This is a genomic window from Microbacterium sp. FW305-3-2-15-F-LB2, from assembly GCF_058787255.1.
Map to the genome: position 1 here is coordinate 1,587,814 of NZ_JBYSZO010000001.1, position 11,285 is coordinate 1,599,098.

The window sequence follows — 11,285 nt, forward strand, 5'->3', positions numbered from 1 at the left end:
GCGGGGACTCAGACGTCGATGCGCTCGCGCGCGAGGCGGTCGCTGGAGTCGACGATGAACTCGCGGCGCGGGGCGACGTCGCTGCCCATGAGCAGGTCGAAGACCTTGGCCGCCTCCTCGATGTCGCGCACCTGCACGCGGCGGAGGGTTCGGCCCGCGCGGTCCATCGTGGTGGTCGCGAGCTGGTCGGCATCCATCTCGCCGAGTCCCTTGTACCGCTGGATGGGCTCCTGCCAGCGCTTGTTCGCCTTCTTGAGCTTGGCCAGCAGGCCGTGCAACTCTTGCTCGCTGTAGGTGTAGATCGTCTCGTTCGGCTTCGAGCCGGGGTTCATCACGATCACCCGGTGGAGCGGCGGCACGGCGGCGAAGACGCGCCCGGCCTCGACGAGAGGCCGCATGTAGCGGAAGAACAGCGTCAGCAGCAGCGTGCGGATGTGAGCGCCATCGACGTCGGCGTCGCTCATCAGGATGATCTTGCCGTAGCGGGCAGCGTCGAGGTCGAACGAGCGACCGGAGCCGGCCCCGATGACCTGGATGATCGAGGCGCATTCGGCGTTGGACAGCATGTCGCTGATGGACGCCTTCTGCGTGTTGAGGATCTTGCCGCGGATGGGGAGGAGTGCCTGATATGCGCTGTTGCGCGCATCGCGGGCGGTGCCGAGCGCCGAGTTGCCCTCGACGATGAACAGTTCGGAGTCGGCGACGTCGTTCGAGCGGCAGTCGACGAGCTTGGAGGGCAGCGAGGACGACTCCAGCGCATTCTTGCGACGCTGCGTCTCTTTGTGCGTGCGCGCGGAGATCCGCGCCTTCATCTCGGAGACGACCTTCTCGAGCAGCAGCGCGGTCTGCGCCTTGTCGTCGCGCTTGGCGGAGGTGAACCGTTCCGTCAGGGCTTTGGACACGACCTGCGTGACGATCTGGCGCACGGCGGGTGTTCCGAGCACCTCCTTTGTCTGCCCCTCGAACTGCGGCTCGGGCAGGCGAACAGTGAGGACGGCGGTGAGGCCGGCGAGGATGTCATCCTTCTCGATCTTGTCGTTGCCGACCTTGAGCTTCCGAGCGTTCTGTTCGACCTGAGTGCGCAGGATCTTCATCAGGCCCTGCTCGAAGCCCTGCTGGTGCGTGCCGCCCTTGGGGGTGGCGATGATGTTGACGAACGACCGTGTCGTGGTGTCGTAGCCGGTGCCCCAGCGCACAGCGATGTCGACCTCGCACTCGCGCTGCACCTCGGTCGGAATCATCGATCCGCCGGGCTGCAGGACGGGAACCGTCTCGGCGAACGTGCCGGTGCCGGTCAGGCGCCACGTGTCGGTGATGGCGGAGTCGGGCGCGAGGAAGTCGGCGAACTCGGAGATGCCGCCATCGAATCGGTAGCTCGTCTCGACGGGCTCGTCGCCCCGTTCATCGGCGATGACGAGCTCGAGCCCGGGCACGAGGAACGCGGTCTGCCGCGCGCGCTGCACGAGCTCGTCGAACCCGAAGGCCGCGTCCTTGGTGAAGATCTGCCGATCGGCCCAGTAGCGGATCCGCGTACCCGTGACGCCGCGGGCGGCCTTGCCCACGACGCGCAGCTCGCTGCTGCGCTCGAACGGCGTGAACGTCGAGTCGGGACCGGGCCCCGCGAAGACGCCGGGCTCGCCGCGGTGGAAGGACATCGCGTAGGTCTTGCCCCCGCGGTCGACCTCGACGTCGAGGCGCTCGGACAGGGCGTTGACCACGGAGGCGCCGACGCCGTGCAGGCCGCCCGAGGCCGCGTACGAGCCGCCACCGAACTTGCCACCGGCGTGCAGCTTCGTGAAGACGACCTCGACACCGGTGAGCCCGGTGCGGGGCTCGACGTCGACGGGGATGCCGCGGGCGCGGTCGCGCACCTCGACACTGCCGTCGCCGTGGAGCACGATGTCGATGCGCGACCCGAAACCGCCGAGGGCCTCGTCGACGGAGTTGTCGATGATCTCCCACAGGCAGTGCATGAGGCCGCGGGAGTCGGTGGACCCGATGTACATGCCCGGGCGCTTGCGCACCGCCTCGAGTCCTTCGAGGACCTGGAGATGATGGGCGGAATACTCGGACGTCACGATCTCCCAGCGTAATCGCGGGCTCCGACATCGACTTGCAGACACACGGTCCGGCGGGGCCGACGTACGCGCACAGCGAAATGTTATGCGCGCGCGGCATAGGGGAAACATCCGCGTGGTTCTATTGACAGACTCGCCCAACGAGCCACCGAGGAGGGCACCCGAGATGACCACTACGACTGCACCCGACGCGTCCGTCGTCCTCGACCACCGTCTGACGGCGGCTGATCGCTGTGACTCCTGCGGAGCGCAGGCCTACATCGCCGCCGAGGTGAACGGCAGCGAACTCCTCTTCTGCGCCCACCACGGACGCAAGTACGAAGAGAAGCTCCGCAGCATCGCCACGTCGTGGCACGACGAGACCGCGCGTCTCAACGCTACCGACTGATCTTTCGTTCGAACGGGCCCCGAGCCGCTCTCAGCGAGCGGAACGGGGCCCGTTCGTCGTATAGCGACGGGGCACGACCGGCGAGACCCGGAGCGCGATCTCCTCACCGATCGTGTCGATGAGTTCGGCCAGGTCGGTCGCGGATGCCACTCCCCCGCGCCCGAACACGATCGCGGTGTCACCGACGGAGGCATCCGGCCATCCGTCGACGGTCATCGCGACCGCGTCGATGCGGCGCACGCGACGAGGCCCGGCAGGGGTCGCGACGGAGAATCGCCCCTGCAGTGTCGACGGCAGGCCGTGGAGGTGGCCGAGGTCCACGCGCACAGCGTCACCCTCGACCGCGACGACCGAGGCGACCAACGTCGAGATCGGCTCGATCCCGAGCTCCGCTTCCCCCGGGCCACCGGCGGGGCGGATGCCGTAGGAGAACGCTCCGACACGGACGAGGTCCTCGCGGAACGGGGCACGGGCGAACCCGGCCGCGCTGGCGGCCAGGTGCGAGAACCGCGGCGTCAGGCCCGCGTCGACGGCGGCGGTGCGGGCGGCGAGGAAGATCTCGCGGGCGTCGTCGTCGTCGGCATCCGACGCTTCCGAGATGTGCGACCAGACGCCTTCGAACTGCGCCGCTCCCGCGTCGACGAGAGTCGAGAGCAGACCGAGCGCGGCACTCCATCGTTCGGGTCGGATGCCGTTGCGGTGCAGGCCCGTGTCGATCTTGAGGTGTACGCGCGCCGGCGACGGACCCGCGGGGATCCGCGCCAGGTCGTTCAGGAGCTCTTCGTCGCCGATGCCGAGGTCGAGGTCTGCGGCGATCCCGGCGGCGAGGTCGTCGGCACCTCCGAGCAGCCAGACGAAGATGCGCGCGTCCGGACCGACGGCGGCGCGCACGGCGCGGCCGGTCTCGACATCGAATGCGCCGAACCACGACACACCCTCGGCGCTCGCGCGCCGGACGATCTCGGGGATGCCGTGCGCGTACGCGTCATCCTTGACCACCAGCATGTGCTGCGCGGGAGCGATGGCCTCCCGCACGCGCGCGAGGTTGCGGGAGAAGACGTCGAGATCGACGAGGTACTCGGCGCTCATGCGTGGACCGCCCGAACGGCGTGGGACCCCACGGACGCCACGATTTCTCCGGCACTCCAGCCGGTGGCATCCGTCCACTCCGCCAGAGACGGATGACCGTGGTCGGGGTCGCCGAAGAACACCACGTCCGTCCCCCGAGCGGGACGGGTCTCGCCGACGTCGACGACGCAGACGTCCATGGCGACACGGCCGACGATCCGATGGCGGTGCCCGTCGATGACGACGTCGGCCACGTTGCCGAGCGAGCGGACGACGCCCTGCGCGTACCCGCCGGTCACGAGCGCCACGGTCGTGTCGCGCGGAGCGCGATGCGTGTAGCCGTACGAGACGCCCTCCCCCCGGAGGAGCGGCTTCGTCCCGAGCACCTGTCCGCGGAGGGACAGAACCGGTCGTGCACGGAGGTCGCCGCCGGGCAGACCGAAGAGGGTCGCCGCGTCGAGATCCCGTGGGTCGACACCCAGTGACGACAGAACGGATGCCACCCACTCGGCGCCGTGCCCCCACGCGTCGGCCGTGAGCACATCGTCCGCGGGGGCGATCGGCGCGAGCCCGGCATTCGCGCGGAGGTTCCGCTCCGACAGGTGAGCAACCGGGGTGACTCCCCCGGCGACATCGGGAGTCGCGGGCATCGCGGTGTCGGGAGTCATCAGCGGTGGAGCGCGGCGCCCATCAGTCGTTCGTGACGGGGCCGCGACCCCTCGCGAATGCCCGTCGTGCTGACGCGCGTCTCGTAGAGTCCCGGAATCCAGTTGCCCTCGATGAGGACGGGACCGTCGGGGCCCACCGCGACATCCCATCCGACGTAGGGCACCTGGGGGATCCGCCGGGCGGCCTTGTCGACCAGTGCGAGCGCCTGGTCCCACAGCGGCACCTGGAAGTCCACGATCGACTGCTGCGACTCGGGATGCACCTCGTAGCTGCTCTTGTGCTTGCCGGTGTGTCCGGGTCCCACGGAGTGGCCGTCGTCGTCGAGCATCGTGAAGAAGCCGCCCCACGTGAACTGATCGCTCACCGCGCCACGCCCGAACTTCTGGACCATGACCATGGGGTGGACGGTTTCGCCGTCGAAATAGGTCGTGATGCGGGTGGTGTTCACCGTTCCCGCGCAGTACGCGGCGAGGTAGGGGTGCTGCACGATCGGCTGCTCGATGAGGATCTGCCCCTTCTCGATGAGCTCCGCGCGGAAGGCCTCCCAGTCCGTGACCTCCGCGGTGTCGTAACGGAAGACGCCCTTCCCCTCACGGCTGACGGGAACCTTGGCGATGATCACTGGGTGCCGAGCGGCGAAGTCCTGGAGCGCGGCGGTGTCGGTCGTGTCGAGCTGCAGCCACTCGCGGCCCAGGAATTCCTCGAACGCGCGGTTGAAGTTGAGCTTGTTCTCCAGTGTCTTCGCGACCTCGCGGTCGTTGACCGCGGTGGCCAGGTGGTGCTGGATGAGCGAGGTCATGAAGGTCTTGCGCTCCCGGCGATTCAGCAGCGCGAAGTCGGCCTCGTAGTAGTCGATGTACGCCGTGTCGTGGAACGCGGCCCACCACAGCATGTCCACCAGCACCAGCGGCGCCCACTTGCCCTGCTCCTGGCCGATCTGGCGGGCGAAGGTCCAGACTCGCGCGGGGCGGAATGCGGCGGCACGCTTGAGGAAGTAGGCGGCGCGCGCCTTCGGGGAGATGTCCATCGGCAGGCTGATCGCTTTCTCGGTCGGAGGTCCGACGCCGCCGGTCGACGTCCGTCGGCAGCGCGTCCGAAGTAACCATCATACGAGGCCGGTCATGCGTTCCCCCGCGCCCGGCCGCGCTCCGGAGGCCGCGGGGACGCTGTGTTAGCGTGTCGAGGTGTCACAGAGTTCTCTGCGCGTCCGCTACCTTCTGCAGCGAGCTCGACGCCTGAGCCTGGGCAATGTCACGGAGTTCGCCGGCCAGGTCAAGAAGGTCTCCCGCGCACCTCTGCCCGTCATCATCGCCGACATGCTCTGGTCATCCGTGCGGTACGAGATGGGCTTCCGCGACTACGCGGTCTGGGACATCCGACTCCTGAACGGCCGAGAGCGGCGCACCTGGATGACGCACCCCAAGGCCATCCGTCTGAACAACACGCTCAACGGTCCCGACTCAGCGGCGCTGCTCGGTGACAAGCCGCGGTTCTACCGTGACTTCGCCGACATGATCGGCCGCGAATGGATCGACGCGTCCACGGCGACCGATCAAGAGCTGACGGACTTCCTCGCGAGGCATCCGCGTGTGCTGGTCAAGCCCGCGCTCGGCGAGGGAGGTCGCGGTATCACGACGTTCGCCGCCGACGAGATCTCCGACGTCGCCGCCTGGCGCAAGACCCTCGTCGCCGAGGGCCGCGCGTTGGTCGAGGAGATCCTCCCCCAGCACGAGGAGATGGCGCGTCTGTACCCGGGCAGCGTCAACACGCTCCGCCTCATCACCTACCGACGCCAGGACGGCAGCTTCCACCTGATCGCCTCGGTGCTGCGGATCGGCAACGGCGGGGTCGTCGACAACTTCGCCGGCGGCGGGATGTTCACCATGGTCGACGACGACGGCGTGGCGCAGTGGGCGGGGGTCGACAAGAACTCCAACGTCTTCTCCCGGCATCCCGTGACGGGTGTGGAGATCGCCGGATTCCACGTACCGCTCTTCGCCGAAGCGGTCGCGATGGTCGAGGAAGCGTCGCGACGCCTGCCGACCGTGCCTTACGTCGGCTGGGACGTTGCGATCACACCCTCGGGCCCCGCCCTCATCGAGGCGAACCACAACTCCAGCGTCTTCCAGATGAAGCCGAGCGTGTCCGGCACCCGGACCGGTCTGCTCCATCGCTACCGCGACGCCATCGGCCCGGGCATCCTCGAACGACGCCGGTGACCCCGCGCGCGACCGCGAGCGGACGCCGCGGTCAGCCGCGACCGAAGCGCGCGCGGACGAGGGAGACGGCCGAAGTCAGTTCGGGCGTGCGGAGAGCCGCGAGGATCCCCAGGTAGATCGCCCCGGCCACGGCGCAGATGAGCGCCGTTCCGGCTGCGCCGAGGAACAGGTTGTCGAGCATCCATCCGTCGTTCCCGCCGGACCACACGTAGATGCCCCAGCCGGCGAGGGCCGATGGCAGCGCCGCGGCGAGGAAGATCGACAGTGAGGTCACCGCCTTCCGGAGCCCGAGCGGACCGATCTTGCGGCGCAGGAGCCAGATGGCGAGGAGGAGCTCGAGGATGCCGCACAGCGTCTGCACGGACGCCACGGTGGCCGTGAGGTACTCCTTGGAGGCCATGCCGGCCACGAGCGTCAGAACGACGACGAGAGCGCCCTGCGCGAGCGTGAAGAAGAACGGTGTCCGGGTGTCGCCATACGCGTAGAACGTTCGCTGGATGATGAACAGCACGGCCATCGGAATGAGGCCGACGAGGAACGCGACCAGAACCGGAGCGGCCAGGAGCGCGTCGTCGGCGCTGCTGGTGAAGATGCGCGACGCCGGGGCGGCGGCCGCGATGAGGGCTGCGGCCGAGATCACCACGAAGAGGCCGAGCGTGCGGATGGCCGCGGTGATGTCCGCGCGGACGTCGTTCCCGCGTCCCGCCGCGGCGTGCTCGCTGATGCGCGTGAAGTACGGCGTCCCGATCGAGAGGACGACCAGCGCGTACGGCACCATGTAGATCAGCCACGCGTTGCCCCAGACGGCGACGGAGGCATCCTCCCCCGATGCGGCGCTCATGATGTTCACCTGCACGAGACCCGCGAGAAGGGTCACGACGACCATTCCGAACGTCCAGGTGGCGAGACTCCCCATGCTGCCGAAACCGACGCCCCGCCAGCGGAAGTCAGGACGCAGCGGGATGCCGGACCGGCGCCAGGAGATTGCCAGGACGACCGTCTGCGCGATGATGCCGAGGGTCGCGGTGCCTCCCACGAGGGCGATCGCCGACGGCGTCCACCAGTCGACCTCGTTCCGGTGGAACCCGAAGAGAACGATGAACAGACCGAAGCCGGCGATCGAGACGATGTTGTTCACGACCGGCGCCCAGGCGTAGGGCGTGAAGATCCGGCGGGCGTTCAGACTCTCGCCGATGAGCGCGAACATGCCGTAGAAGAAGATCTGCGGCAGGCACCAGTAGGCGAAGGCGACCGTCAACTCGCGCTGGGCGGAGTCGTAGCCGCTGGCCATCACCGCGACCAGCACCGGAGCGAGGGCCATGGCGACCGCGGTGGTGAGCAGCAGGATCGATGCCCCGGCGGTGATGAGCTTGGGCAGGAAGGTGCGAGCGCCGTCCGGCTGCGCGCTCACCGCGACCACGCGTGGGACGATGACGCCGGTCAGAAGCCCCGTCGAGATCAGCGTCAGGACGGTGTTCGGCAGCTGGTTGGCGACGTAGAACGCGTCTGCCGAGGCTCCCACCGAGCTGATCGCGGCGACCAGGACGATGGTGCGTACCAGACCCGTCAGACGCGAGACCAGCGTGCCCGCGGCGATGAGACCGCTCGCGCGTAGCAGGTTCATCGAGTGAGCGTCAGGCCGCGGCGCGGACGATGCCCAACGGCGTGGACTCGTGTCCCTGGCCGAGCGGGTTGTCCTTGAGGATCGCGACGAGACGCTTCTCCCCCGCCTTGTCCATCGTCGAACCGAGGATGTTCCCCCCCAGATCGTTGATGTCGACCACGGCGACGTCCAGATCGATCCCGAGCAGCTCCCTGAGGCGCTGAGCGACTTCCCGCGGCCGGTCGGGCCCGAGCACGACCGCCTGGTTGTACGGCGGGATCGTGCCCTTGGTGGGGCCGTCGATCGCGCGCGCCTTGTCCCCCGCGATGCGGTAGAAGTCGCCCTTGCGCCCGAACGCCTTCGTGACGGCCGACACGGCCGCAGCCAGAAGGATGCGCGGCGTGCCGCACTCGCGCAGCGCCATCTCCATCGTCTCCGGCATGCCGAGGCCGATGCCGTACGGCGTCCGGGTCACGTACTTCGACAGGAACAGCGCGAGCTTGCGGGGCTTGATGCTGTCGAGCTTGAAAGAGCGGCCCTGCGTGATCGCCACGATCTTCTCGGTGACGAACAGCAGGTCTCCCGGCTGCACGGCATCCTTCGCGTACTCGAGGATGAAGGCGTCGAGGTCGTCGCCCGGCATCACGACCCGCGTACGGATCGGGATGCGGGCGTACGTGGTCCCCTCGACTGAAACGGTGAGTGCCTTGCCGGCGTTCGCCTGACCGCTCATTCGAGGTAGTCCCGCAGCGACTGCGACCGGCTGGGGTGCCGGAGCTTGGCCATCGTCTTGGACTCGATCTGACGGATGCGCTCACGCGTCACGCCGAACGTGTCTCCGATCTGGTCGAGCGTCTTGGGCTGCCCGTCGCCGAGGCCGAAGCGCATGCGGATGACGCCCGCTTCGCGCTCGCTGAGCGAGTCGAGAAGCGACTCCAACTGGCGCTGGAGCATCGTGAAGCCGACCGCGTCGGCCGGGACGACCGCCTCGGTGTCCTCGATGAGGTCACCGAATTCGCTGTCGCCGTCCTCGCCGAGCGGGGTGTGGAGAGAAATCGGCTCGCGGCCGTACTTCTGCACCTCGATGACCTTTTCCGGGGTCATGTCGAGTTCGCGGCTGAGCTCTTCGGGAGTGGGTTCGCGACCGAGATCCTGGAGCATCTGACGCTGGACACGAGCGAGCTTGTTGATGACCTCGACCATGTGCACGGGGATGCGGATCGTGCGGGCCTGGTCGGCCATGGCGCGCGTGATCGCCTGACGGATCCACCACGTGGCGTACGTGGAGAACTTGAATCCCTTGGTGTAGTCGAACTTCTCGACCGCGCGGATGAGGCCGAGGTTGCCCTCCTGGATGAGGTCGAGGAACTGCATGCCTCTACCCGTGTAGCGCTTGGCGAGCGACACGACCAGACGCAGGTTCGCACCGAGCAGGTGGCTCTTGGCCCGCTGACCGTCGCGAGCGACCCACTGGAGGTCGAGACCCAGCTGGCTGGTCTTCTCGGCCGCCGACATGTTCGACAGCTTCTCTTCGGCGAACAGCCCGGCCTCGATGCGCATGGCGAGCTCGACCTCTTCGGCCGCGTTGAGGAGGGGGACCTTACCGATCTGCTTCAGGTAGTCCTTGACCGGGTCGGCGGTTGCGCCGGTGATCTGCGCCGAGTAGACGGGGACGTCGTCCTCATCGCTCGACGAGATGACGATCGCCCCGGTCGGGAGGGCTTCGGCAGGAGCAGCCGGAGCTTCATCGTCGTCGTCGTCATCGCTGTCGTCGGTCTTCTTCGCGACCGGCTTGGCCGCATCGTCGCCGTCGGCGTCGTCATCGACCTCGTCGGAATCCTCGGTGACCTCGATCTCTTCGTCGATGTCTTCCTCGATGTCATCCTCTTCGAGGTCGTCGTCAGCCTTGGCCTTCGACTTCGCCTTCGCGGGCGTCGCCTTGCCCTTGGCGGGGGCCTTCTTGGCCGCGGTCTTCTTCGACGCGGTCGTGGTCTCTTCCGCAGTGTCGGGGTCGGTGTCCTTCTCACTGCGGGAGCGGGTCTGAGTGTTCGTGCCTGCCACGTTTCGCCTTTCACCGGGAACGTACGTTGCACGGCCGCCGGTCGTTCTCGGACACTAGTAAGACCCTTGTCAAGTCCGTTCCGGTGGAGCGGGCTCCAGGTTCGGCCGACAATGGGTCAGGTTCTTTATTGTCTCACATTCCCGGCGCGGGACTTGACGCGCACCAGGCATCTATGCCTAGACAACGACTCGCGCGGCTGACGTATTCCGTTCCCTGCGGTTCCGCGCGCGGAACGGTGTCAGCCCAGACGACCGCGGCGGTCGTCATCACCGGGCCGGGACGCGAGGAACCGCTCGAGCTCCGCCGCCAATTCGTCGGCACTCGGGAGATCGCCCGTGTGGATGATCGGTGTCGCGCGTGTCGAGCCCGCCATGTAGGAGTCGTAACGCTCTTCCAGTCCCTGCAGCATGCGCGTGAGTTCATCGCTGCCCTCGACCTGTTCGGTGACCTTGCCGAGGAACTCGCGATTCTCTTCGCGGAGGACCTCCCCCGAGAACACCAGGCCGGTCGCGACGGTGAGGCTGTCGAGGGCCGCCAGCGCGGCCGCGGGGTATTCGGTGTCGCCGAGGTAGTGCGGGACGAGCAGCGCGAAACCCGCGACCTTCGCCCCCGCCTCGGCAAACCGGTACTCGAGGAGGTGTCCGACCGTCGAGGGCACCTGCGTGTGCGGCCGCCAGACGGAGTGGGCCTCGGCGAGGTCGGACCGGGTTCCGCTGACCGTCGTGCCGATCGGGCGCGTGTGCGGGACGGGCATCGGGATGGCGTGCACCCAGGTGATCGAGGATACCTGGAGACCGGCGCTCAGTTCGAGGACGCTCTCCGCGAACGCCTCCCACAGGAAGTCGGGCTCGTACCCGGCGAGCAACAGGAAGGGATGGCCGAGCGAGTCGTGTGCGAGAGACAGCTCGAGCCGCGGCGGCCGGTAATCGGTGAGGTGGTCTTCGACGAACGTGATGAGCGGGCGGCGCGCGCGGTAGTCCAGGAGGACGTCGTTGTCGAACGCCACCACGGGGTGCGGTTCGAGATCGTCGCGGAAGTACTCCACCAACCGAGTCACCGCGCCACCGGCATCGGTGAAGCCGGTCAGTGCGATGACGAGCGGCAGACCGGACGGCACCGGCGGCGCGGCGGGAGCGCGATCGTACAGCGGTGCGGGATACGGCATATCTCCACTCTACGAGCCGCTCCGGACACCGTG

Annotated in this window: 10 protein-coding genes; 2 read left to right on the forward strand and 8 right to left on the reverse strand. The window is 68.0% G+C overall.

From position 1 onward, the window contains the following. Positions 1-8: 8 nt before the first annotated feature. Complete coding sequence (locus tag AC3WLZ_RS07715) at positions 9-2,081, reverse strand: DNA gyrase/topoisomerase IV subunit B (protein WP_412926124.1); 2,073 nt, start codon at positions 2,079-2,081, stop codon at positions 9-11. A gap of 163 nt (positions 2,082-2,244) precedes the next feature. On the opposite strand from AC3WLZ_RS07715, the gene AC3WLZ_RS07720 reads away from it, so the two are divergent. After that, positions 2,245-2,466, forward strand: a complete 222-nt coding sequence (locus tag AC3WLZ_RS07720) for a DUF7455 domain-containing protein (RefSeq protein ID WP_492469646.1) — start codon at positions 2,245-2,247, stop codon at positions 2,464-2,466. Between the two features lie 30 nt (positions 2,467-2,496). Here AC3WLZ_RS07720 and AC3WLZ_RS07725 read toward each other — a convergent pair whose 3' ends face one another. Genes AC3WLZ_RS07725 through AC3WLZ_RS07735 form a run of 3 tightly spaced genes read right to left on the reverse strand, consistent with a single transcriptional unit; the run spans position 2,497 to position 5,230 of the window. After that, positions 2,497-3,555 (reverse strand): alanine racemase, encoded by a 1,059-nt coding sequence (locus AC3WLZ_RS07725; protein WP_492469647.1) that lies wholly within the window; start codon positions 3,553-3,555, stop codon positions 2,497-2,499. After that, positions 3,552-4,202 carry an alanine racemase C-terminal domain-containing protein gene (locus AC3WLZ_RS07730; RefSeq protein WP_492469648.1) on the reverse strand — a complete coding sequence of 217 codons (651 nt, stop codon included), beginning with the start codon at positions 4,200-4,202 and terminating at the stop codon, positions 3,552-3,554. Before AC3WLZ_RS07730 ends, AC3WLZ_RS07725 begins: the two co-directional genes overlap by 4 nt. Then, a complete protein-coding gene (locus AC3WLZ_RS07735; protein ID WP_412924502.1) occupies positions 4,202-5,230 on the reverse strand; it encodes a sugar-transfer associated ATP-grasp domain-containing protein in 1,029 nt (342 codons plus the stop codon). The genes AC3WLZ_RS07730 and AC3WLZ_RS07735 overlap by 1 nt, the downstream gene beginning before the upstream one ends. Before the next feature lie 157 nt (positions 5,231-5,387). Here AC3WLZ_RS07735 and AC3WLZ_RS07740 point away from each other — a divergent pair, with 157 nt between their 5' ends. Further along, positions 5,388-6,422 carry a sugar-transfer associated ATP-grasp domain-containing protein gene (locus tag AC3WLZ_RS07740; protein ID WP_492469649.1) on the forward strand — a complete coding sequence of 345 codons (1,035 nt, stop codon included), beginning with the start codon at positions 5,388-5,390 and terminating at the stop codon, positions 6,420-6,422. A gap of 31 nt (positions 6,423-6,453) precedes the next feature. Here AC3WLZ_RS07740 and murJ read toward each other — a convergent pair whose 3' ends face one another. The 4 genes from murJ to AC3WLZ_RS07760 form a co-directional block, all read right to left on the reverse strand. Then, a complete protein-coding gene (murJ, locus tag AC3WLZ_RS07745; protein WP_492469650.1) occupies positions 6,454-8,046 on the reverse strand; it encodes a murein biosynthesis integral membrane protein MurJ in 1,593 nt (530 codons plus the stop codon). Positions 8,047-8,056: 10 nt separating this feature from the next. After that, a complete protein-coding gene (locus AC3WLZ_RS07750) occupies positions 8,057-8,758 on the reverse strand; it encodes a coenzyme F420-0:L-glutamate ligase (RefSeq protein ID WP_492469651.1) in 702 nt (233 codons plus the stop codon). After that, positions 8,755-10,086, reverse strand: coding sequence for an RNA polymerase sigma factor (locus AC3WLZ_RS07755; RefSeq protein WP_492469652.1), 1,332 nt, complete (start codon positions 10,084-10,086; stop codon positions 8,755-8,757). The genes AC3WLZ_RS07750 and AC3WLZ_RS07755 overlap by 4 nt, the downstream gene beginning before the upstream one ends. Before the next feature lie 239 nt (positions 10,087-10,325). Beyond that, positions 10,326-11,252: a proteasome assembly chaperone family protein gene (locus AC3WLZ_RS07760; RefSeq protein WP_412924507.1), complete on the reverse strand. Its 927-nt coding sequence runs from the start codon at positions 11,250-11,252 to the stop codon at positions 10,326-10,328. Positions 11,253-11,285 lie beyond the last annotated feature (33 nt).

Excerpts from the sequence above, each read along its gene's own strand:
- AC3WLZ_RS07720 (WP_492469646.1), top strand. The coding sequence starts at position 2,245 with ATGACCACTACGACTGCACCCGACGCGTCCGTCGTCCTCGACCACCGT.
- AC3WLZ_RS07725 (WP_492469647.1), bottom strand. The coding sequence starts at position 3,555 with ATGAGCGCCGAGTACCTCGTCGATCTCGACGTCTTCTCCCGCAACCTC.
- AC3WLZ_RS07730 (WP_492469648.1), bottom strand. The coding sequence starts at position 4,202 with ATGACTCCCGACACCGCGATGCCCGCGACTCCCGATGTCGCCGGGGGA.
- AC3WLZ_RS07735 (WP_412924502.1), bottom strand. The coding sequence starts at position 5,230 with ATGGACATCTCCCCGAAGGCGCGCGCCGCCTACTTCCTCAAGCGTGCC.
- murJ (WP_492469650.1), bottom strand. The coding sequence starts at position 8,046 with ATGAACCTGCTACGCGCGAGCGGTCTCATCGCCGCGGGCACGCTGGTC.
- AC3WLZ_RS07750 (WP_492469651.1), bottom strand. The coding sequence starts at position 8,758 with ATGAGCGGTCAGGCGAACGCCGGCAAGGCACTCACCGTTTCAGTCGAG.
- AC3WLZ_RS07760 (WP_412924507.1), bottom strand. The coding sequence starts at position 11,252 with ATGCCGTATCCCGCACCGCTGTACGATCGCGCTCCCGCCGCGCCGCCG.